20 protein-coding genes are annotated in these 21,041 nt (G+C 61.5%); 14 read left to right on the top strand and 6 right to left on the bottom strand.

Features of this window, described 5'->3' with window-relative positions:
* Positions 1-43: 43 nt before the first annotated feature.
* Positions 44-1,201 (bottom strand): PA0069 family radical SAM protein, encoded by a 1,158-nt coding sequence (locus tag A6U98_RS16325; RefSeq protein ID WP_064651439.1) that lies wholly within the window; start codon positions 1,199-1,201, stop codon positions 44-46.
* Positions 1,202-1,340: 139 nt separating this feature from the next.
* Here A6U98_RS16325 and A6U98_RS16320 point away from each other — a divergent pair, with 139 nt between their 5' ends.
* Both A6U98_RS16320 and A6U98_RS16315 read left to right on the top strand, forming a co-directional pair.
* Positions 1,341-1,859, top strand: coding sequence for a glycosyltransferase family A protein (locus A6U98_RS16320; RefSeq protein ID WP_064651437.1), 519 nt, complete (start codon positions 1,341-1,343; stop codon positions 1,857-1,859).
* Between the two features lie 189 nt (positions 1,860-2,048).
* Positions 2,049-2,384, top strand: a complete 336-nt coding sequence (locus tag A6U98_RS16315; protein WP_064651435.1) for a hypothetical protein — start codon at positions 2,049-2,051, stop codon at positions 2,382-2,384.
* A gap of 23 nt (positions 2,385-2,407) precedes the next feature.
* On the opposite strand, the gene moaB is transcribed toward A6U98_RS16315, so the two are convergent.
* The 4 genes from moaB to A6U98_RS16295 all read right to left on the bottom strand — a co-directional run bounded on the left by moaB (position 2,408) and on the right by A6U98_RS16295 (position 6,911).
* Entirely contained in the window at positions 2,408-2,959 is a 552-nt protein-coding gene (moaB, locus tag A6U98_RS16310) for a molybdenum cofactor biosynthesis protein B (RefSeq protein ID WP_064651433.1), read from the bottom strand.
* Positions 2,959-3,870, bottom strand: a complete 912-nt coding sequence (locus A6U98_RS16305; protein WP_064651431.1) for a 4-(cytidine 5'-diphospho)-2-C-methyl-D-erythritol kinase — start codon at positions 3,868-3,870, stop codon at positions 2,959-2,961. The genes moaB and A6U98_RS16305 overlap by 1 nt, the downstream gene beginning before the upstream one ends.
* A 57-nt stretch (positions 3,871-3,927) precedes the next feature.
* Positions 3,928-5,760, bottom strand: coding sequence for a tetratricopeptide repeat protein (locus A6U98_RS16300; protein ID WP_064651428.1), 1,833 nt, complete (start codon positions 5,758-5,760; stop codon positions 3,928-3,930).
* 134 nt (positions 5,761-5,894) lie between these two features.
* Positions 5,895-6,911 carry a polyprenyl synthetase family protein gene (locus tag A6U98_RS16295; protein WP_029872636.1) on the bottom strand — a complete coding sequence of 339 codons (1,017 nt, stop codon included), beginning with the start codon at positions 6,909-6,911 and terminating at the stop codon, positions 5,895-5,897.
* Between the two features lie 108 nt (positions 6,912-7,019).
* Here A6U98_RS16295 and A6U98_RS16290 point away from each other — a divergent pair, with 108 nt between their 5' ends.
* On the top strand, positions 7,020-7,247 hold the full coding sequence (locus A6U98_RS16290; protein WP_003545870.1) for a DUF2007 domain-containing protein: 228 nt from the start codon (positions 7,020-7,022) through the stop codon (positions 7,245-7,247).
* 6 nt (positions 7,248-7,253) lie between these two features.
* Positions 7,254-8,024: a methyltransferase gene (locus tag A6U98_RS16285; RefSeq protein ID WP_064651426.1), complete on the top strand. Its 771-nt coding sequence runs from the start codon at positions 7,254-7,256 to the stop codon at positions 8,022-8,024.
* 28 nt (positions 8,025-8,052) lie between these two features.
* Here A6U98_RS16285 and A6U98_RS16280 read toward each other — a convergent pair whose 3' ends face one another.
* A complete protein-coding gene (locus tag A6U98_RS16280; RefSeq protein WP_064651424.1) occupies positions 8,053-9,393 on the bottom strand; it encodes an Nramp family divalent metal transporter in 1,341 nt (446 codons plus the stop codon).
* A 170-nt stretch (positions 9,394-9,563) separates the two neighbouring features.
* Between A6U98_RS16280 and A6U98_RS16275 the strand changes: the two genes are divergently transcribed.
* The 10 genes from A6U98_RS16275 to A6U98_RS16230 form a co-directional block, all read left to right on the top strand.
* Positions 9,564-10,424 carry a S49 family peptidase gene (locus A6U98_RS16275; RefSeq protein ID WP_029872639.1) on the top strand — a complete coding sequence of 287 codons (861 nt, stop codon included), beginning with the start codon at positions 9,564-9,566 and terminating at the stop codon, positions 10,422-10,424.
* A gap of 18 nt (positions 10,425-10,442) precedes the next feature.
* Positions 10,443-10,634: a hypothetical protein gene (locus A6U98_RS16270; RefSeq protein ID WP_064651423.1), complete on the top strand. Its 192-nt coding sequence runs from the start codon at positions 10,443-10,445 to the stop codon at positions 10,632-10,634.
* A gap of 291 nt (positions 10,635-10,925) precedes the next feature.
* Positions 10,926-11,882 (top strand): glycine--tRNA ligase subunit alpha, encoded by a 957-nt coding sequence (locus A6U98_RS16265; RefSeq protein ID WP_082933918.1) that lies wholly within the window; start codon positions 10,926-10,928, stop codon positions 11,880-11,882.
* A gap of 161 nt (positions 11,883-12,043) precedes the next feature.
* Entirely contained in the window at positions 12,044-13,792 is a 1,749-nt protein-coding gene (locus A6U98_RS16260; protein WP_064651419.1) for a DUF2207 domain-containing protein, read from the top strand.
* 113 nt (positions 13,793-13,905) lie between these two features.
* Positions 13,906-14,457 (top strand): LemA family protein, encoded by a 552-nt coding sequence (locus A6U98_RS16255; RefSeq protein WP_064651417.1) that lies wholly within the window; start codon positions 13,906-13,908, stop codon positions 14,455-14,457.
* A 173-nt stretch (positions 14,458-14,630) separates the two neighbouring features.
* Positions 14,631-15,893 (top strand): 3-phosphoshikimate 1-carboxyvinyltransferase, encoded by a 1,263-nt coding sequence (locus A6U98_RS16250; protein ID WP_064651415.1) that lies wholly within the window; start codon positions 14,631-14,633, stop codon positions 15,891-15,893.
* A 38-nt stretch (positions 15,894-15,931) separates the two neighbouring features.
* Positions 15,932-17,866, top strand: a complete 1,935-nt coding sequence (locus tag A6U98_RS16245; RefSeq protein ID WP_064651413.1) for a DUF2207 domain-containing protein — start codon at positions 15,932-15,934, stop codon at positions 17,864-17,866.
* Positions 17,867-17,931: 65 nt separating this feature from the next.
* A complete protein-coding gene (gene purD / locus A6U98_RS16240) occupies positions 17,932-19,209 on the top strand; it encodes a phosphoribosylamine--glycine ligase (RefSeq protein ID WP_064651411.1) in 1,278 nt (425 codons plus the stop codon).
* A 99-nt stretch (positions 19,210-19,308) separates the two neighbouring features.
* Entirely contained in the window at positions 19,309-19,770 is a 462-nt protein-coding gene (locus A6U98_RS16235; protein WP_064651409.1) for a plant virulence effector HPE1-like domain-containing protein, read from the top strand.
* A 374-nt stretch (positions 19,771-20,144) separates the two neighbouring features.
* Positions 20,145-21,041 (top strand): cache domain-containing protein (locus A6U98_RS16230; protein WP_156667853.1); only part of this gene is annotated, 897 nt, incomplete at its 3' end.

The following is a 21,041-nucleotide window of genomic DNA, read 5'->3' as shown; positions in this document are numbered from 1 at the left end:
AAACAGGGCGGTTTTGTCGAGAGCCGATGCGCAAGCTCAAAAATCAAAGCAGCGACAGCTGCACGCCGCTGCCATCGGGCGGTACGAACAGATCGTCGCGCAGCGGCACGCTGCGTCGCGTCAGGCCGAAACGCCGGGCTGCCATCTCAAACCGCCTTGCGATCTGCCAGGCATAGGGACCGGCGCCCTTCATGCGCTTGCCGAATTCGGCATCGTAATCCTTGCCGCCGCGCATCGAGCGTACCAGCGACATCACATGCCGGTAACGATCGGGGTAATGCTGCAGCAGCCAGTCGCGAAACAGCGGGCTGACCTCGAGCGGCAGTCTGAGGATGACGTAACTCGCCTCGGCGGCGCCGGCAGCCTTGGCCGATTCGAGGATGCGCTCCAACTCGTGGTCGTTCAGCGCCGGGATGAGCGGGGCGGCCATGACTGCCGTCTGAATGCCTGCTTCGGCAAGGGTGTGAATCGTCTCCAGCCGCCGCGGCGGCGTGGCGGCACGCGGCTCCATCGTCCGGGCAAGCTTGCGATCCAGCGTGGTCACCGAGATGCCCACGCGCACCAGGTTCTTAGCCGCCATCTCCTGCAGAATGTCGAGATCACGCAGGATCATCGCCGACTTGGTGACGATCGATACCGGATGGTTCGCCTTGTTCAACACCTCGAGAATGCCGCGCATGATGCGCCATTCCTTCTCGATCGGCTGATAGGGATCGGTATTGGTGCCGATCGCGATCACCCGCACCTTGTAGCCGGGCTTGGCGAGTTCCCGCTCCAGGAGTTTTGCCGCATCGGGCTTGGCAAAGAGCTTCGTCTCGAAATCGAGCCCTGCAGAAAGCCCCATATAGGCGTGTGTCGGCCGGGCGAAGCAATAGATGCAGCCATGCTCGCAACCGCGATAGGGATTGATCGAACGATCGAAGGAAAGGTCCGGCGATTCGTTGCGGGTGATGGCCGTGCGCGGCTTCTCGACCTGTACTTCGGTCTTGAACGGCGGCAGCTCTTCCCACGTCTGCCAGCCATCGTCGACGGTCTCCCGCTGCAGCGCCTCGAACCGCCCTGTCGGGTTCAGTCCCGCCCCACGCCCACGCCGCCGATCGACCTCGACTCGCAGACCGGAGGACACGATCATCGCATCGGCAACATCTGCCGTATTGGCAGGCGCGAATGCGGCCTGCCCTGCCAGGGACTGCTCTCTCATCGGATTCTCCCGCCGCGGAAAGCCATGGCCTCCGCCCGTTTTGCTGATTAAATTCCTATCCGCAAAATGAGAACAATGCAAGAACAAAATGAGGAAAACGATGCTGGCAAAAATTTGTGCGGCGCATTATAAATAGTCAATGTTGACGGTTGTTCTCGAATGTCAGGATCAGGAATCTGAGCTGGCACAGACCTTATCGGTATTGGTGGCAGGCGCGGTGGAGGGGCTGGTGAGCGATGTGGTCGTGCTCGATCACGGCTCGCGCGACGGCACCTCGCGGGTGGCCGACGCCGCCGGCTGTCGCTTCCATTCGCAATGGGATATCAAGGACATCGTCCGCTCCGCCCGCGGCGAATGGCTGCTCTTCGTCGAGCCGGGCGCCAGACCCCAGGCCGGCTGGATCGACGAGATCGCCGAATATGTCGCACTGAACAAGCTGCCGGCGCGCTTCACCGCGTCGCGTGGCTATCGGCGCCCGTTCTTCCAGCGTGTCGGCCGCACCGTGCCGCCGCTGGAGCTTGGTTTGCTGATGCCAAAGAAGCTGGCGCTCGCTACCGCCAAAAGCGGCATGCGGCTCACCGAATTCGTCAAGGGCCAGAAGCCGCGCAAGCTCGCGAGCGAGCTGATTCCGTCCTGGGTTGCCCGCGCTGCGCGATAGCTATCGCAACCTTCTCGATGGCCCGCGCGCAAAAGATGGCGCCCAATAGGATTTCGCGCTATAATTCAAACATGGCGCCGTCGAAGCGCCTCGCTTCGCAACGGAATGGCCATGGAATGCCGGTGAACGGCAGAACAGGTCAGCGAAAATCTCCTCTTCTGCCGGGGTCCCGGCGAAAGGAGGTGCGTCATGACACGCGGTAGGATCTACGGCGTACGCAGTATGATCTACGGCCTCATCGCCGTCATATTGCCGACATTGGTGATCGCGCATCCGCATTCGGCAGCATCGCAGATGATGCCCAGTTGCGCAGGCCGACCCGAAATCGTCAATTTCCTGGACAAAAACTTCGCCGAAAAGCTGACGGCAGTCGGACTGATCAACCAGAACGCCATTCTTGAGGTCTATGCCGCCGAAAGCGGCACCTGGACCCTCATCGTCACGGATGTTCACGGCATAAGCTGCGTTCTGCTGTCGGGTGATAGCTGGGACACCATGCCCGTCCTGCCGGGCCTGGCCACATAGGGAATACCGCTGTTGCAGACAGCCTACTTCGTCGCGCCGCGTTTCAGGTGCTCGTCCAGCCGCGGCATGATCTCGACGAAATTGCACGGCGCGCTGCGGTAGTCGAGCTGTCCTTTCAGAATGCCGTCCCAGGCATCCCGGCAGGCGCCGGGCGAACCCGGCAGCACGAAGATGAAGGTGGCGTTGGCAACGCCTGCCGTGGCGCGCGACTGGATCGTCGCCGTGCCGATCTTCTCGTAGGAGATCCGGTGGAAGATGGTGGAAAAACCGTCCATCCGCTTTTCGAACAAAGGCTCCAGCGCCTCTGGCGTCACATCGCGGCCGGTAAAGCCGGTGCCGCCTGTGGTGATGACGACGTCTATGTCTTGGTTCTCAGTCCAGGCCTTCACCTGCGCGGCAATCTTTTCGCGATCATCGGGCACGATCCCCCGGTCGACCAGCCTATGGCCCGCCTCTGTGATCCGCGCCGCCAGCGTGTCGCCTGACTTGTCTGTCTCCGGCGTGCGCGTATCCGAGATCGTGAGAACCGCAATGCCGACCGCGATGAAGGGCCGCTTTTCGTCCAGACCTGCCATCATGCGCCTCCCGAAACCGTTTCCGTCGCCTGGAAATACCAGCCAGGGCGCTCGTCGTGAAGAGCTGCCGCCGCACCTTCGGCGGCAGTCATGGTCGCAAATATGCCGAAACAGGTGGCGCCGGAACCGGACATGCGGGTCAACAGGGCGCCGTGAGCCTCCAGCATCGCGGAGATCGCCGCAATCTCGGGCACGAGTTCGCGCGCAGGCGGCTCCAGGTCGTTGCGGGCAGCAGCAATCGCGGCCAGCCAGTCGGCAGTCTGAGGCGGGCTCGGTGCCAGGCTCAGGGCCGGATTATTCTTTGTCGCCAGCCGGCGGAAGACCTCAGGCGTCGAGACGCCCTTCAGCGGATTGGCAAGCACCATGGCAAAGGCCGGCAGATCAGGCACAGCTTCGATCTTTTCGCCGATGCCGCGGGCAATCAGCGGCCGGCTCTCCAGGCACATCGGCACGTCGGCGCCGAGCTTCAGCGCCAGCGCGGCAAGCGTCTCCGCGGATAACGTCGTGCCCCAGAGCCGCATCAGCCCGCGCAGCGTCGCGGCTGCATCGGCCGAGCCGCCGCCGATGCCGGAGGCAACAGGCAGGTTCTTTTCCAAGTGGATGCGGACGGGAAAGGCGACGGTACCGATTGCCTGGCGCAACAGGTCGCGGGATTTCAGCACCAGGTTGGTGCCGCCATCGCCGGCAAGTACCTCGCCGAAACGGCCCGACAGGGTCAATTCGTCGGTCGGCGACCGCATGAAGTCCAGCCGGTCGCCGTGATCTGCGAAGGTCACCAGCATATCGAGCAGATGATAGCCGTCCGGCCGCTGGCCCGTCACATGCAGGGCCAGGTTGATTTTCGCGCGAGCTTCCTCGGTGATGCTGGAGCACGATGCCGAAAAGTCTGAGCGGTTTTCGGACGACATCATGCTCTATTTCTTTGATCTCGAAGCGGCCAAGCCCTCGTCAGGCAAACGTCCCGCCCGTCAGGATTTCTTGTCGACCGGCGGCGGGGTGACGGGCGCCGGATCCGGCTGCTTCTTGTCGGCCGCCTTGGCATCGTCGCTGACGGGGGGCAGGCCGTTGGCGACCTTGTCCTTGATCTTCGGGATCTCGGCAGCTTCGGGCTCGGAGGCGAGCGCCCGGTTCCACTGGTAGACGGCCTCGAGCTTGCGCCCGACGCGCCAGTAGGCATCGCCGAGATGGTCGTTGATCGTCGCATCGCCGGCCTTGATCTGTGCAGCCCGCTCCAGCTCGTCGACGGCATCGTCGAAGCGGTTGAGGCGGAAATAGGCCCAGCCGAGCGAATCGATGATGTAGCCGTCGTCAGGGCGAAGGTCGACGGCCTTCTTGATCATGCCGAGACCTTCGTCGAGGTTCCGGTTCATGTCGATCCAGGAATAGCCGAGATAGTTCAGCACCTGCGGCTGGTCGGGATTGAGCTCCAGCGCCTTGCGGAAGTTCGGTTCGGCCTGGTCCCACTTCTTCAGCCGCTCATAGGCAATGCCGCGCTGGAAGAAGACGCTCCAGTTGGCGCGGCCGGGAATGGGGCCGATCGTTTCGACGGCCTTGTCGTAATTCGTGGCCATCGCCTGGTAGTCCTTGGCATCGGAGAGCACGCTGCCATAGGCGAGGTAACTGCGGATATCCTTCGGGTCGGAGGCGATCAGCGCCTGCAGGTGCTTGCGCGCCTCGTCCACCTTGCCGCCCTGGGCAAGGGCAAGGCCGAGCTGCAGCTCGGAGATGCGCCGCATCGGCGAACTCTCCGGCACCTTCTTGTAGAGCGCGATGGCGCGGTCCATCTGGTTCTGCTTCTCGGCAATGCCGCCGAGCAGCACCAGCGTATCGGCGCTGTTCGGATCGAGCGCATTGGCGGTCTGCAGATACAGCGAGACGATATCCTCGGCGCCGTCGCGGTTCAGCGCGCCGCCGACCGAGAAGAGCACGCCGGCGGCACCTTCTTCCGCCGTCTTGACCTGCTGCTCCTGCTTCTCGTTCTTTTCGATACTGTCGCGCAGCGCGTTCAGCGGCGCATAGTTCGGCAACAGGTTGTCGCCGACGGAAACGGCGTCGAGCGCCTTCTGCTTATTGCCTTGTGTTGCTTCGAGGCGGGCAAGCGCCATCACGGCGCGCATGAAGGTGTCGGGCGCCGTCGCGCCCCCTTCCTTGTCGAGCACGGCATCGTTCAGATGCTTGCGGGCGGATTTCACGTCGCCGGTGGCGATGGCGATCGCGCCGGCATTGTAATTCTGGAAGATGCGGAACCAGTCCGGCCCCTTCATCTTCTCGACCATGGTGAGCGCTTCCTTGCCGCGGCCGGCACCGACGCGGGCCCAGGCGAGCAGCAGGTCGTTCATCATCCGGTCGAGATCGTTTGGCCCCTTATATTTCAGGATGGCCTCGGCGGACTTGTAGTCGTCGCGGCGCACGGCATCCATGCCGCGTACGATCGTGGTGATGCGCTCGACGGAAGGATCGCCCTTCAGGTCGTTGGCATATTTGACGCCGTCCTTGATATCGCCGTTGAGCAGCAGCGAGATCATCAGCCGCTGGCGAATCTCGGGATTGCCGGGCTCGATCTGCAGCGCCTTCTTGTAGAGTTCGATCGCCGTTTCGTAGTCATGATCGACATCGGCGGTGCGCGCGGCGAGAAAGGCGCCGGAGAAAGTGGTGACGCTGTCCGCATCGAAGTGAACGGCCGTGCCGGCATCGTCTGTCTTGGCCGCATCCTCGGCGTTTGCGCCGCCGACACCGCTGAGCGAAAGGACAGCGGCCAGCGCTGCGCTCGTAAGAAGACGGATGGCAATTCTCTGCCGCATTAGGAAACCTTTCTTCGACAGCGTCCCGACAAATGGTGCCGGCCGCAAAACCAGTTGCGATCACTGATTCATAACAGGATGGCTTTTTTGAAGCGGCGCTGCAAGAAAATCAGCCTGCGATCAAGGACGTTTGATCAATTGACGCGCTCGATGCAGAAGTCGATCACTTCCATCAGGGCAGATTTCCAGACCGTATCGGGAAGCGGCGCAAGCGCATCGCGCGCGATCGTGCCGTAATGGATCGCGCGGCCGATCGTGTCGCTCAGCGTACCGTATTTGGTGATCAGTCCCAGCGCTTTTTCAAGGTTGGCGTCGGTGCTGTTGCCGGCCTCGATCGCATCGCGCCAGAAGGCGCGCTCATCCTCGGTGCCGCGGCGATAGGCGAGAATGACCGGCAGGGTGATCTTGCCCTCGCGAAAATCGTCGCCGACATTCTTGCCGAGATCGGCGGCCTTGCCGCCATAGTCGAGCGCATCGTCGACCAGCTGGAAGGCGAGCCCGAGATTCATGCCGTAGGATTTCAGCGCATTGCGGCCTGACCGGCCGGCCTCGGCGACGATCGGCCCGACTTCGGAGGCGGCGGCAAAGAGAGCGGCCGTCTTGGCGCGAATGACCGAGAGATAATCGTCCTCCGTCGTCTCCATGTTCTTGGCGACGGAAAGCTGCAGCACCTCGCCCTCGGCGATCACGCAGGCGGCGGAAGACAAGACGTCGAGCGCATCGAGCGAGCCGACATCGACCATCATGCGGAAGGCCTGGCCGAGCAGGAAATCGCCGACCAGCACGCTTGCCTGGTTGCCCCAGATCATTCGCGCCGTCGATTTGCCGCGGCGCAGATCGCTTTCGTCGACGACGTCGTCATGCAGCAGTGTCGCCGTATGCATGAACTCGACGGATGTGGCGAGCTTGACGTGGTTTTCGCCCCTGTAGTCGAACAGCGACGCGGAAGCCAGTGTCAGCATCGGCCGCAGCCGCTTGCCGCCGGACGAGATCAGATGGTTCGCCACTTCGGGGATCATCTGCACATCGGAGCCGGCCTTAGACAGAATGAGCTGGTTTACTCGCTCCATGTCCGCCCTGGTGAGATCGACCAATGGCTTGATGGATGCCAGTTTGTTTTTGCTTTCTTCAAGCGGTATGACCACGCCCAACGACCCGGACTCCTGTTCATTCTTTGCACCTGACAATAGAAAGGGGCGATGGACGCGGCAAGGGGTGAATTGTCGCGCTAAGCGAAATTGAAAGGAAAACGACGGCAAATGCATGAGCTTATCCGCGCCAACGACCCCGTTCTTCTCTCCTATGCCGAGAGTTTGATGAAGGATGCCGGAATTCACTGCTTCATCGCCGATCAGGGCATGAGCGTGCTGGAAGGCTCGCTCGGCATGCTGTCGCGCCGCCTGCTGGTGGATGAGGAGATGGCCGATCAGGCGCGTCGCATCCTGACCGATGCCGGTCTCGGCGGCGAGCTGCGCGAGCGGAAGTGAACTCCGATGACCGCCACTGACACCATCGATGCCTTTCATCGCGGCGGCTTCCATGTGGTGCAGCCAAAGGGCAGGGGCCATCGCTCCGGCATGGATGCGATGCTGCTTGCGGCTCTCGTCGCCGACGATCGAAAAGTCAGGGTTGCCGATCTCGGCGCCGGTGCCGGTGCAGCCGGTCTTGCTGTCGCCTCGCGCCTTGTGAATACGCAAGTGGTGCTCTTCGAGCGCTCGGCCGAGATGGCCGATTATGCCCGCCGCAGCATCCAGCTGCCCGACAATGCCCATATCGCCAACCGCGTCAGCGTTGTTGAGGTGGATGTGACGCTGACTGCCAAGGCGCGCAACGATGCCGGGCTCACCGATGAAAGCTTCCACCACGTCATCATGAACCCGCCCTTCAACGACGCCGGTGACCGGCGCACGCCGGATGCGCTGAAGGCCGAAGCCCATGCGATGACCGACGGCCTGTTCGAAAGCTGGATCCGCACGGCCGGCGCCATCATGATCCCAGGCGGGCAAATGTCGCTGATCGCCAGGCCCCAGTCGATCGCCGAGATCGTCACGGCCTGCGGCCGGCGCTTCGGCGGCATCGAAATCACCGCCATCCATCCGCGTCCGGGTGAAAACGCCGTGCGTATCCTGGTGACTGGTATCAAGGGTTCGCGGGCGCGGCTGTCGCTGCGGGCCGCCCTCATCATGCACGAAGAGGGGAGCCACAAGTTCTCCCCTCTCGTCGATGATTTCAACAATGGCCGGGCGGCCTATGCCAGGCTTTAGGCTGGCTTCACACTTCTCTGAAAATGCTTCAGCCGGTAACGAAGTCGAAGAGCAGCTTGACGTTCAGCCCGGCGATGACGATCGCGATCAGATAGGCGACACCACTTAGCCAGCGCGGCGCCACGAGTTCGCCCATCTTGGCCTTGTTGGCGGTAAACATGACAAGCGGGAAGACGGCGAAGGAAAGCTGCAGGCTGAGCACCACCTGGGTCAGGATCAACAGCTCCGCCGTGCCCTGGTCACCATACCAGATGGTGACGATCGCCGCCGGCACGATGGCGATGGCGCGGGTGATCAGCCGGCGTACCCACGGCTTCAGCCGGATCTTGAGGAAGCCTTCCATGACGATCTGGCCGGCAAGCGTCGCCGTCACCGTCGAGTTGAGACCGCAGCAGAGAAGCGCGATGCCGAACAGCGTCGGCGCGATGGCGAGGCCGAGCAGCGGCGACAGCAGCGAATAGGCATCGCCGAGTTCGACGACATCGGTCCTGCCGTGCGCATTGAAAGCGGCGGCCGCCAGGATCAGGATCGAGGCGTTGATCAGCAGCGCGAAACAGAGCGCCACCGTCGAGTCGATCGTCGCAAAGGTCAGCGCCTCCCTCTTTTCGGGAACCGTATCGCCATAGGCTCGCGTCTGCACGATGCCGGAGTGGAGGTAGAGATTGTGCGGCATGACGGTCGCGCCGAGAATGCCGAGCGCCAGGTAGAGCATCTCGGGATTGGTGACGATCTCGGTCGTCGGGAAGAAGCCGGTGAGGACCGCGCCCCATTGCGGGTCGGCCAGCAGGATCTGCACGCCGAAGCAGACCGCGATGACGCCGAGCAACGCGATGATGAAGGCTTCCACCCAGCGGAAGCCGAGCTTCTGCAGGAAGAGGATCACGAAGACGTCGAGCGCGGTGATCAGCACGCCGAGTTCGAGCGGGATGCCCATCAGCAGGTTGAGGCCGATCGCCGTGCCGATCACCTCGGCGATATCGGTGGCGATGATGGCGATTTCTGCAAAGGCCCAGAGCGGCAAGGAGACATATTTCGGAAAGGCGTCGCGGCAGGCCTGCGCGAGATCGCGGCCGGAGGCGATCGCCAGGCGGGCGCAGAGCGATTGCAGCACGATCGCCATCAGGTTCGAAAGCAGCGCGACGGTGAGCAGCGCATAACCGAATTTCGAGCCGCCGGCGAGCGAGGTTGCCCAGTTGCCGGGGTCCATGTAGCCGACGGCGACCATGTAGCCCGGCCCGGCGAAGGCTGCCGCCCTTCGCCACATCGAGCTGTGACGCCCGGTTCCGACGGTGCGGTAGACATCCGACAGCGACGCCTCGCCGCGTTCGTGCCGCCAGCCGCTCTTTGCATTCGGATTGAGGACGTCCATGCGATTTTCACCTGTTTTATCGTCAGCGCACTATGACGAATTAGAATGATAATGCAAGTCATTCGCAACAACAAATTCAAACCTGATGTTTTCAGGAACGCGGCCATTGCGTTTGGCGTTCCAGCGCATACATGGGTGACGATCGTGCGACCCGAACCGAAGGATGGGAAATGGCTGGATTCTTGAGAAAATTGATGCCGAAACGGTTCCGCAAGGACGGCATCACCATTCCGGTCGTTCGCCTGCAGGGGGCGATCATCAGCGGCGGCGGCCAGTTCCGGCCGACCCTCAACCTCGCCAATGTCTCTCCGGTTCTGGAAAAGGCCTTCGCCATGAAGGACGCACCGGCGGTCGCCATCTCCATCAATTCGCCGGGCGGCTCACCCGTCCAGTCGCGCCTGATCTTCACCCGCATTCGCGAGCTCGCCCGCGAGAAGCAGAAGAAGGTTCTGGTCTTCGTCGAGGATGTCGCCGCTTCCGGCGGGTACATGATCGCGCTGGCCGGCGACGAGATCATCGCCGACGCCACCTCCATCGTCGGCTCGATCGGCGTCGTCTCCGGCGGTTTCGGTTTTCCCGAGCTCTTGAAGAAGATCGGCGTCGAGCGCCGCGTCTATACCGCCGGCGAAAACAAGGTGATCCTCGATCCTTTCCAGCCGGAAAAGGAAAAGGATATCGAGTATCTGAAGAGCTTGCAGCTCGAAATCCACCAGGTCTTCATCTCAATGGTGCGCGAGCGTCGCGCCGGCAAGCTGAGGGACGATGCGGCGGTCTTTTCCGGCCTGTTCTGGAGTGGCACGCGCGGTCTGGAGCTCGGCCTGATCGACGGCCTCGGCGACATGCGCCAGGAATTGAAGAGGCGCTACGGCCAGAAGACCAAACTGGAGCTCGTCACCGCCGGCCGCGGCCTGTTTGGTCGCCGGATTCCAGGTGTATCGCCGGTTTCGCTCGAGGGCGCGGCATCCGGTCTCGCGACGGGGCTTGTCGAAGCGGCGGAAGAGAGAGCATTGTGGAGCCGTTTCGGGCTTTGAAAGGAGCAAGAGAGGGGCATGCCGCAACTAATTACAATTCTGATCCTGGTCTTCTCAGCCTGGTGGCTTTACCGCCGCTTCGTCTCCGATGCCCGCCGGCTCGCCGAAAAGTCGCGCCGTGCTGAAAAGGAGCGCCAGACCGGCGCGATCGGCACGCTGGTCAAGGACCCGGCGACGGGAGAATACCGGCTGAAGCGCGAGGGGGAATAAAATTAAGAGCAAGAATTAAAGGGGCGCTGTCACTGCTCTGCCCCATCCGGCATCCAAAACCCCTCCCCAACCCCTCCCCACAAGGGGGAGGGGCTTAACTTGCCGCACCCGCTTTCCATATCTGCGACGTTTCGGGAGGAACGAGGTGGGCGCTCCGAGTTAGTCCCTCCCCCTTGTGGGGAGGGGTTGGGGAGGGGTCTTCGATATCCCCGCCGCCGCAAAAGTCTTGACCCCCGCCGCCCTCCATGGCACCTGTCGCGCCGATAAATCCCAAGCAATCGGTGCCGTTCGATGTCAGCTATCCCAGACCATATGAACCCGAAGCGCTCCTTCCAGGCGCTGATCCTGACCCTGCATAACTACTGGGCGGACAAGGGTTGCGCGGTGCTGCAGCCCTACGACATGGAAGTCGGCGCCGGCACCTTCCACCCGGCAACCACGCTGCGCGCCCTCGGCCCGAAGCCGTGGAAGGCGGCTTACGTTCAGCCGTCGCGGCGCCCGTCTGACGGCCGCTATGGCGAAAACCCGAACCGGCTGCAGCATTATTACCAATACCAGGTCATCCTGAAGCCGAACCCGCCCAACCTGCAGGAGCTTTATCTCGGCTCGCTGGCGGCGATCGGTCTCGATCCGCTGCTGCATGACATCCGTTTCGTCGAAGACGACTGGGAAAGCCCGACGCTCGGCGCCTGGGGCCTCGGCTGGGAATGCTGGTGCGACGGCATGGAAGTCTCGCAGTTCACCTATTTCCAGCAGGTCTGCGGCATCGAATGCTCGCCCGTCGCCGGCGAACTGACCTATGGTCTCGAACGCCTCGCCATGTATGTCCAGGGCGTCGACAATGTCTATGATCTGAACTTCAACGGCCGCAACGGCGACGAGAAGATCAGCTACGGCGATGTCTTCCTGCAGGCCGAGCAGGAATATTCGCGCCATAATTTCGAATTCGCCAATACCGAGATGCTGCATCGCCACTTCGTCGATGCCGAGAAGGAATGCCGGGCGTTGCTCGATGCCGGCGCCCCCAGCGACAACGCCAACCAGCGCCTGCACAAATGCGTCTTCCCCGCCTATGACCAGTGCATCAAGGCAAGCCATGTCTTCAACCTGCTCGATGCCCGCGGCGTCATCTCGGTCACCGAGCGCCAGAGCTATATCCTGCGCGTACGCACGCTTGCCAAGGCCTGTGGCGAAGCCTTCCTGCTGACCGACGCCGGCGGCGTCAACCTCTCGAAAGAGGCGGCGTAAAAGCCGTCTCTAAAAATTCGCCGCTCCTGAGACTGCGCTTCTTTCTCGCGAAGCGTTCGACCACTATCTTATCGCTGTTTCGATCAGGTATAGATTCGGTCTGTCTTTTGAAGAGCGGTATTCTTTATTTCAAAATCGCATTTGAAAACTGCGCAGACGGGATGCTGCGCTTTTTCTCGTGGCTTGTCTCATGCGCAATCCTTGTCCTGCTGACCTCATGCAGCAATTTTGACCAAGAGTTCACCGTCCAATCCGCAAACAGCACGGTTGAGGTCTACACCGACGGCACTGCCTTTGTGTCGGAGGTCTTCGACATCGCGGTCAAAAGGGCGGACAATTACGGCGGCGTTTACGTTGATATCCCTCAACGTTTCACGGATGCGTCAGGTGGTGTTCACTGGCGAGACTTAGAACTGGCTGCAGCCCGGCGCGACGGACGCGACGAATACTATTCCCGGGAAAATAATGTGCCGGGCTACTCAATTTACATAGGAGCGGAGCACTGCAAAGACTGCCCTGCAAATCTGCCCACGGGTCTTACAAAGATCCAGATCGCTTACTGGCTCGGACGCCTGGTTCGTCAGGAAAGCGACCGCGAGGTTCTCTTCCTGCCGGCCTATATGGGCCGCGTGCACGGCCAGGGAGCGAAAAAAACGCTTACTCTGAAGCTGCCGCCGGGCGGAACGTTACGCCCTTCGCAACAGGATCGGGCGGCGGCCTATGACATCATGCGGAGCGCACCGAATGAGATCTCGGTGTCTATTCCGGCAGGTAGTGGGGATCGAGTCCTGCCTGATATCGAGATCGAATATCCCGCAGGGACCTTTGTGATTGTAACAAGCGGCAAGCGGGTACAGTGGTGGCTTTCCGATCACTTTCTCCCATTCCTCAGCATTTTAGGGCCGCTGATCGCCGGTCTGGTGGCTATCCTCAAACTTCGACCGTCGTGGTTTGTGCCTGCACCATTGATAACTGTCGACACCAAAGTGACGCAAAGCATATCCCCCGCTCTGGCAGCCTATCTGTTCCGGAATTGGAAGGCAGATGCGGCAAAAGCGGCTTTCATGGCGTCTGTCTGCCATCTCGCGGTCAAGCGAACGCTGCGCATTTCCAGCCTGGGAGAGGATGCCGAGGCCTCGAACTTATTGGCAAAGCAAGACCGAAGGAAGAGCAAGGCGGGTCGCGCCAAATGGTATGATCTTCCGGCTGCGACGCGCTTGGTATTCGGCGGCATTGCAAAGGGGCCGTCTGCCGGCGATCGGCGCAGAGTTAAAAATGCCCGGCCTGATGTAAGAGATGAGTTGCACAGAACAGTCACTGAAGAATATCAGAAGATCAGAGGCAAAGATCGATGGAGCTTGGCGGCTGCAGCATCAATTTTGGCTCTCGGCATTGCCGTCGCCCATTTTTCCGGCCTTTTGATCTTCTCCACGGCCATCTGCGGGATATTGTTGGTTCTTTTGATCGTTGTAACGATGTTCCGCCATCCGGAGCAGTTCCCAGTGGCCACCGGCACCTCCGAGCAGTTCAAACAGGCGGCTTTTTTGTTTGTAGGGCTTCCGGCGATTGTTATTGCTGCACTTTCCTATATCGGCACGACCGAGGTGATCAGCGAACAGCATCCATATCTGGTGGCGATCTTGCTGCACATCGTCGGCATTATCGTCGTTCTAGCGGTGCTGCGCATGCCAACGTCGAAGCAGCGGCAGATGCGCAATAACATCCGCAGTTTGCATCGTTATTTCCACGGCGAGATCGATGGCCCGCCAATGTCGATCGAATGCTACGAGCACCATTTGCCCTTCGCCGTCGCGCTTGGTGTCGAGCAACGCTGGACCGAACGTTTCAACCTCTGGCGAGAGAGCGAGAAGATGGATGCCTATGCTCCGGATTGGCGAATAAGTTCTTAGACGAGCGGTATTTTCAAAGTCTGATCGAAATCAGTCAAAGAATGACTGCGCCAAGATGACTTTGTTATGCCGAATCACTAACGTGCGATCATCAAATCGGGGAGCTCATCTGCATGTTTGTGACACTCGCTATTATCGTTGTCATCGCGCTCTATCTCGTCTTCGTCTACAACGGCCTGGTTCGCGCGCGGCAGATGGCGGAAGAAGCCTGGTCGGGCATCGACGTCCAGCTCAAGCGCCGCGCCGACCTGATCCCGAACCTGATCGAGACGGTCAAGGGTTATGCCGCCCATGAAAAGTCGACGCTTGAAGAGGTGGTTGAGCTCCGCAACAAGGCGCAGGCCGTTCCATCAGGCGATGTCGCCGGCAGGGCGCAGGCGGAAGGGTTGCTCGGCCAGGCGCTCGGCCGGGTCATCGCGCTCGCCGAGGCCTATCCCGATCTCAAAGCCAACCAGAATTTTGCCGAGCTGCAGGCCTCGCTGGAAACCATGGAAGGCGAGTTGCAAATGGCGCGGCGCTATTACAATGGTGCGGCCCGCGACCTGAACGTAAAGGTCGAAAGCTTCCCCTCCAATCTCGTCGCCGGCCAGTTCGGATTCTCCAAGCGGGAATATTTCGAAATCACCAACGAAGCCGACCGCGCCGTCCCCACCGTGAAATTCTGACGATCCGGCATTTTGCCTTTGCCAGAAAGCGATTAAGAGCAGGGGCAGATTGCGGCCGGCTAGAGCATGTCGCGCAAAAGTGTGCAGCGGTTTTGCGATAACGACATGCACAAAACCAAAGACCTAAAGCGCGGCACGCGCTTCAGGGTCGCCCCATGGACGGAAGAAACAGCATGACACGCACAGCCAAACTCACGATCATCCCGCCTGGCAAGCCGCTTTCCGGCCGCGCCATGCCGCCTGGCTCCAAGTCGATCACCAATCGCGCCCTGCTGCTCGCCGGCCTTGCCAAGGGCACCAGCCGGCTGACCGGGGCGCTGAAGAGCGACGATACGCGTTATATGGCCGAAGCGCTGCGTGCCATGGGTGTCGCGATCGACGAGCCTGACGACACCAGCTTCGTCGTTACCGGCACCGGCAGGCTGCTGCCGCCCAAGGCACCGCTCTTTCTCGGCAATGCCGGCACGGCGACGCGCTTCCTGACGGCGGCTGCGGCTTCGGTCGATGGCACCGTTATCGTCGATGGTGACGAGCATATGCGCAAGCGCCCGATCGGCCCGCTGGTCGAGGCGATGCGCACGCTCGGCATTGACGTTACCGCCGAGACCGGCTGCCCGCCGGTCACCGTCAAGGGCACCGGCCGCTTCCAGGCCGACCGCATCCGCATCGATGGCGGCCTGTCCAGCCAATATGTTTCGGCGCTGCTGATGATGGCGGCCGGCGGCGACCGGCCGGTCGACATCGAGCTCGTCGGCGAAGATATCGGCGCGCTCGGCTATATCGATCTGACCACCGCGGCGATGAAGGCTTTCGGCGCCAAGGTCGAGAAGACCAGCCCGGTCACCTGGCGCGTCGAGCCGACCGGCTACCGCGCTGCCGACTTCATCGTCGAGCCCGATGCCTCGGCTGCGACCTATCTCTGGGCCGCCGAGGTCCTTACCGGCGGCGCGATCGATCTCGGTGTTCCCTCCGATACCTTCTCGCAGCCGGATGCGCGCGCCTATGACATCATCGCCAAATTCCCGCATCTGCCGGCAGAGATCGACGGCTCGCAGATGCAGGATGCCGTTCCGACCCTTGCCGTGCTTGCCGCCTTCAACGAGACCCCGGTTCGCTTCGTCGGCATCGCCAATCTGCGTGTCAAGGAATGCGACCGCATCCGGGCGCTCTCGACCGGGCTCAACCGCATTGTTTCAGGCCTTGCCCGCGAAGAGGGCGATGATCTGATCGTGCAGTCGGATCCCGCACTTGTGGGCCGGCATCTGCCGGCGGAGATCGACAGCTTCGCCGATCACCGTATCGCCATGAGTTTCGCGCTCGCCGGGCTGAAGATCGACGGCATCACCATTCTCGATCCCGATTGCGTCGGCAAGACCTTCCCCGCCTACTGGCGGACGCTGGCGGCACTCGGCGTGACCTATCAGGACAAAGATTGACGAAACACGCAGCCGAGGCTGCCGGCGGGGAGACGGGGATGGGGCGTCGGTTTTTCGGATTTTGCTTTGCACTGCTGTTGATGCTTACCGCCCCGGTGGCGTTTGCCGCCGAGGTGATCGATAGTTTCGCCTCCGATATCGCGCTGGAAAAGAGCGGCGCGATGTCGGTGACCGAGACGATCACCGTCAATGCCGAGGGCAACCAGATCAACCACGGCATCTTCCGTGACTTTCCGCTCTATTTCACCGATGCCGCGGGCCGTCGCCGCAGCGTCGATTTCGATATGGTCTCGGTCCAGCGCGATGGCGAGGAAGAGCCCTGGCATACCGAATCGATATCACGCGGCATCCGCATCTATGCCGGTTCCGCCGATGTGACGGTGACGCCGGGCCGCCATCGATATGTCTTCACCTACAGGACCAATCGCCAGATCCGCTATTTCGACGATCACGACGAACTCTATTGGAACGTCACCGGCAATGGCTGGATCTTCCCAATCCGTTCAGCCACGGCAACGGTGAAGCTGCCGCCTGACGTCGGTGCGACGGAGACGACCTTCTTCACCGGCCCTGAGGGAGCGACGGAAAAGAATGCCCGCGTCAGCGAGAGCGGCGCCGGCCTGGTCTTTTCCACCACCGCACCGCTCGATGCCCACGAAGGCTTGACCTTTGCGATCCGCATGCCGAAGGGGTCGATCGATCCGCCGAGCGCGGATATGGAAAGCACCTGGTGGCTGAAGGACAACCGCAATTATTTCATCGGCTTCGGCGGCCTGATCCTCGTTTTCGCCTATTACACGCGCTCCTGGCTGAAGGTCGGCCGCGATCCCGCCCGCGGCGTCGTCGTGCCGCGCTGGGACGCGCCCGATGGTATCTCGCCGGCGCTGGTCAACTACATCGACAATAAGGGCTTCTCCGGAGAGGGCTGGACGGCGCTGTCCGCCACCGCCCTCAATCTTGCCGTCCGCGGTTACGTCAAGCTCGAAGACCTGAAGAATTCGATCGTCATCCAAGGCACCGGCAAGCCGCTCGGCAAGGAGAAATTCCAGGCCGGTGAGATCGAACTGTTGAAAGTTGCCGGCGGCGCCGGTTCGACGCTGACGATCGACAAGGCCAATGGCGAGCGGGTGAAGTCCGTCGGCCAGGCCTTCCGCTCGGCGATCGAGAAGGAGCATCGCGGCAAATATTACAATTCCAACCTGGCCTATACCGCAGGCGGCATCGCGCTCAGTGCCGCGGCCCTGGTGATCCTGTTCGTATTCGGTTCGCTGGAGCCCGACACCATCGCGGTGATGCTGATCCCGATCGTCATCTCGGTCTTCATTTCGGTGTTCGTCGCCGGCCTCGTCAGGTCGCTGCATCGCGGCAAGTCGCTGTTCGGCAAGATCATCGCCATCATCTCCGCCGCGATCGGCGTCTTCGTCGGCATCAGCATCCTGGCGACCATGGGGCTGGCGCTTGCCTCCTCGCTGGTGGAACTGCACGAAACGCCGATGCTCTTTGCCGTCGGCGGCATCGTGCTTTTGAACGTCCTCTATGTCTTCATCATGGGCGCGCCGACCCCGCTCGGCGCCAAGATGATGGATGGCATAGACGGCCTGCGCCAGTATCTGACGCTTGCCGAAAAAGACCGGATGAACACGGCCGGCGCCCCGGAAATGTCGCCGCGGCATTTCGAGACGCTGCTGCCCTATGCGGTGGCGCTCGGCGTCGAAAAACCCTGGTCGCGCACCTTCGAAACCTGGCTTGCGGCCGCTGCCGCCGGCGCGGCTGCGGCTTATGCGCCCGCCTGGTATGCCGGCAACTTCAACAGCGGCAGCTTCTCCGATCGCATCGGCGGTTTTTCCTCGTCGATGGCCTCGACCATCGCCTCGACGATTCCGGCGCCGCCGCCATCGAGCTCATCCTCCGGTTTTTCCGGCGGCGGCTCCTCCGGCGGCGGTGGCGGAGGCGGGGGAGGCGGGGGCTGGTAAGCTTTCCCGCTTGACCTTTTAGCCCTTGGCCCTTAACCGCCAGACAGAAAAGGAAAGGGTGGCGCATGAAGGTTCTGTTGATCGGATCGGGCGGACGCGAGCATGCGCTCGCCTGGAAGCTGGCGCAATCGCCGTTGATGAGCGAATTCTACGCCGCGCCCGGCAATCCCGGCATTGCCGAACACGCCGTTCTCGTGCCGGTTGATATCGAGGATCACGAAGCGGTCGCGGCCTTCTGCAAGGACAAGGCGATCGATTTCGTCGTCGTCGGCCCGGAGGCGCCGCTGGTTGCCGGCCTTGCCGACCGGCTGCGCGCCGATGGCCTGGCGGTCTTCGGTCCCTCCGCTGCCGCCGCCCAGCTCGAGGGTTCCAAGGGCTTCACCAAGGATATCTGCGCCCGCTACGATATTCCGACAGGCGCCTACCAGCGCTTCAACAATGGACCGAAAGCCAAAGCCTATATCCGCGCCCAGGGCGCGCCGATCGTCGTGAAGGCCGATGGTCTTGCCGCCGGCAAGGGCGTGACGGTTGCAATGACGCTCGATGAAGCTTTGGCCGCGGTCGACGACTGCTTCGAGGGCGCCTTTGGCGCTGCCGGCACTGAAGTCGTCGTCGAAGCCTATCTCGATGGCGAGGAGGCGAGCTTCTTCTGTCTCTGCGATGGCAAACATGCGCTGCCGCTCGCAACCGCCCAGGATCACAAGCGGGTGGGCGAGGGCGATACCGGCGTCAACACCGGCGGCATGGGCGCCTATTCGCCGGCGCCTGTCATGACCGCCGAAATGGTCGAGCGCACCATGAAGGAGATCATCGAGCCGACGATGCGCGGCATGGCCGAGAGCGGTCATCCCTTCTCCGGCGTCTTTTTCGCCGGGCTGATGATCACCAAGAAGGGGCCGGAGCTGATCGAATACAATGTCCGCTTCGGCGACCCCGAATGCCAGGTAATGATGATGCGGTTGAAGAGCGATCTCCTGCCGCTGCTGCTCGCCACCGCCAATGGCACGCTCGATCAGGTCAAGGCCGAATGGAATGACGATCCGGCGCTGACGGTGGTCATGGCCTCCAAGGGTTATCCCGGCGCCTATGAGAAGAACACGCCGATCGCCTCCCTGCCGGATGCAGGCGAGGGCGAGAAGGTGTTTCATGCCGGCACGGGTCTGAAGGACGGCGCATTGGTTGCGACCGGCGGCCGTGTGCTGAATGTTACCGCGTCCGGCGGCACGGTCGCCGAGGCCAAGGACCGCGCCTACGCGCTGCTTGACAGGGTGAAATGGGAAAACGGCTTCTGCCGGCGCGACATCGGTTGGCGCGCGATCGAGCGCGAAACCGGCTCGGCGTGAGTATAAACCGCCGCGTTCTTTAAATTTTTACCCTTTCCCCTGACGGGATGGAAACAAAGCTGCGCTAATTTGCTCCGAAGATGAGACGGAGTAACTTTGATGCGTCAGATTTTCCTCGGTGCGGCAATCCTGCTGATGGCAGGTTCTGCGATGGCGTCCTCGATAGAGGTGGTCGGCAAGACTGCGCCGTCCGCTGAAGGCAGCATCGTCACCGAAACCTGCGCCCATTGCCCGCCGCTCCAGGCCGAGCTGATCAAGAGGGACTATACGGTGCCGGAGTTGAAGGCCGGCGTCTTCCAGGCGAGTGAAATCCGCGATGTCGGCGGCGAAAAGAAGATCTATCGCACCGAAGGCTGGATGGGCGGCTCGCCCGTCGTCTTCGTCAGCAAGGCCACTCCGGAAGCGATGCTTGCCGCGGCACCTCCAGCCCCGCCTGCCGACGGCATCGACATGAGTGCGACGACGGCAGCCGTCATCGGCGGCGACGCCAGGCCCGTTGCGGCCGGCATGGCGGAACCATCCGCAGCGCTGAACGTTTCCGAATTCAAGCTGCGTTTCTAAAAAAGTTCCCTGCCCCTGCCTGATCAAGGTTTCGATCGATTGGGGTTCCACCACCGGTGGACCGAATGCACCCTCGATGAGCAGCGAGGGTGCATTCTTGTTTCAATGCACAATCAAAAACTGAATTATTGAAGTTAAATAGAAGAATGCAACTTACGCAATTATTCGAGAAGTTATGTTTCGATCTTCCTAGGTCGTGCAAATAGAAGCCATGGATCGTTAAAAGATAATTTAGTCATTCACTCTAATTTTACCAATCGAGAGGCCGGAGGACGCATGATTGCGCTAGCTGCGCGGGCGATTTGAGACGTCCGCGGGTCGGGAGTTGACCGATCCGGAATTGTTTTGAATTCACCTGCTTTGCGAGGCAAATCATGAAAAAGCTCAAGATTGCGCATCAATTGTTTGCGCTGATCGGCGTCCTAATGGCTGCTTTCGCAGTCGCCACCTATTTCGAAATCCGCACCTCCGAGCAGGCGATTTACGATGAGCGTTTCGACATGCTGCGCACGCAGGTCGAATCGGGCATCTCCGTCCTCAACACCTTCTATGAGCGCGAGAAGGCCGGCCAGATGACGCATGAGGCCGCCCAGGCCGAAGCCTTCGAGATCCTGAAGCGCGTCTCCTTCCAGCCATCCGGTTACCTCTTCGGCTTCGACTACAACGTCGTCCAGCTCTTCCACCCGAGCCCGGTCAATCTTGGCAAGAACATGAGCGGTCAGGTCGACAAGACAGGTGCGAAATTCAGCCAGGCGCTGGTCGACAACGGCAAGGCCGGCGGCGGCCGGACCTTCTACTATTGGACCAAGCCCGGTCAGCCGGAAGACCAGGTCTTCCTCAAGGGCGGTTATTCCAAGGCCTTCGAACCCTGGAAGATCGTCGTCGGTACCGGCGTCTATCTCGATGACCTGCAGCAGAAGGTCAATGCGACGATCTGGAAGGCGCTGACCGCCTCGCTGATCGTCTTCGTCTGCGGTATCGCCGCTGCCGTCTTCTTCATCCGCGGCATCTCCCATCCGCTGAAGGACATCCACAATGCCCTGCAGTCGGTCGCCGAAGAGGATGTTTCGATCGCCATTCCGCATACCGGCATGAACAATGAAGTCGGCATGATGGCCAAGGCGACGCAGTCGCTGCAGGAAAAGATCAGGGAACGTCATGCGATGTCGGATCGCGAGGCGGCCCAGCAACTGGCGCTGGAAAGCGAGCGCGAAAACAATCTGCGCCAGCAGCAGGATGAAGCCACGCTGCAGGCTCGCGTGGTGACGACG

The sequence above is a fragment of the Rhizobium sp. WYCCWR10014 genome (assembly GCF_001657485.1).
Lineage (GTDB): Bacteria > Pseudomonadota > Alphaproteobacteria > Rhizobiales > Rhizobiaceae > Rhizobium.
The sequence above is the reverse complement of the archived record's forward strand: the minus strand, read 5'-3'. Positions and strand labels throughout refer to the sequence as shown.

Coding starts and splice junctions, on each gene's coding strand:
- A6U98_RS16325 (WP_064651439.1), bottom strand. CDS start 1,201: ATGAGAGAGCAGTCCCTGGCAGGGCAGGCCGCATTCGCGCCTGCCAAT.
- purD (WP_064651411.1), top strand. CDS start 17,932: ATGAAGGTTCTGTTGATCGGATCGGGCGGACGCGAGCATGCGCTCGCC.
- A6U98_RS16275 (WP_029872639.1), top strand. CDS start 9,564: ATGGCTGGATTCTTGAGAAAATTGATGCCGAAACGGTTCCGCAAGGAC.
- A6U98_RS16305 (WP_064651431.1), bottom strand. CDS start 3,870: ATGATGTCGTCCGAAAACCGCTCAGACTTTTCGGCATCGTGCTCCAGC.
- A6U98_RS16245 (WP_064651413.1), top strand. CDS start 15,932: ATGGGGCGTCGGTTTTTCGGATTTTGCTTTGCACTGCTGTTGATGCTT.
- A6U98_RS16285 (WP_064651426.1), top strand. CDS start 7,254: ATGACCGCCACTGACACCATCGATGCCTTTCATCGCGGCGGCTTCCAT.
- A6U98_RS16280 (WP_064651424.1), bottom strand. CDS start 9,393: ATGGACGTCCTCAATCCGAATGCAAAGAGCGGCTGGCGGCACGAACGC.
- A6U98_RS16260 (WP_064651419.1), top strand. CDS start 12,044: ATGCTGCGCTTTTTCTCGTGGCTTGTCTCATGCGCAATCCTTGTCCTG.
- A6U98_RS16320 (WP_064651437.1), top strand. CDS start 1,341: ATGTTGACGGTTGTTCTCGAATGTCAGGATCAGGAATCTGAGCTGGCA.
- A6U98_RS16290 (WP_003545870.1), top strand. CDS start 7,020: ATGCATGAGCTTATCCGCGCCAACGACCCCGTTCTTCTCTCCTATGCC.
- A6U98_RS16265 (WP_082933918.1), top strand. CDS start 10,926: ATGTCAGCTATCCCAGACCATATGAACCCGAAGCGCTCCTTCCAGGCG.
- moaB (WP_064651433.1), bottom strand. CDS start 2,959: ATGGCAGGTCTGGACGAAAAGCGGCCCTTCATCGCGGTCGGCATTGCG.
- A6U98_RS16300 (WP_064651428.1), bottom strand. CDS start 5,760: ATGCGGCAGAGAATTGCCATCCGTCTTCTTACGAGCGCAGCGCTGGCC.
- A6U98_RS16270 (WP_064651423.1), top strand. CDS start 10,443: ATGCCGCAACTAATTACAATTCTGATCCTGGTCTTCTCAGCCTGGTGG.
- A6U98_RS16250 (WP_064651415.1), top strand. CDS start 14,631: ATGACACGCACAGCCAAACTCACGATCATCCCGCCTGGCAAGCCGCTT.
- A6U98_RS16315 (WP_064651435.1), top strand. CDS start 2,049: ATGACACGCGGTAGGATCTACGGCGTACGCAGTATGATCTACGGCCTC.
- A6U98_RS16235 (WP_064651409.1), top strand. CDS start 19,309: ATGCGTCAGATTTTCCTCGGTGCGGCAATCCTGCTGATGGCAGGTTCT.
- A6U98_RS16255 (WP_064651417.1), top strand. CDS start 13,906: ATGTTTGTGACACTCGCTATTATCGTTGTCATCGCGCTCTATCTCGTC.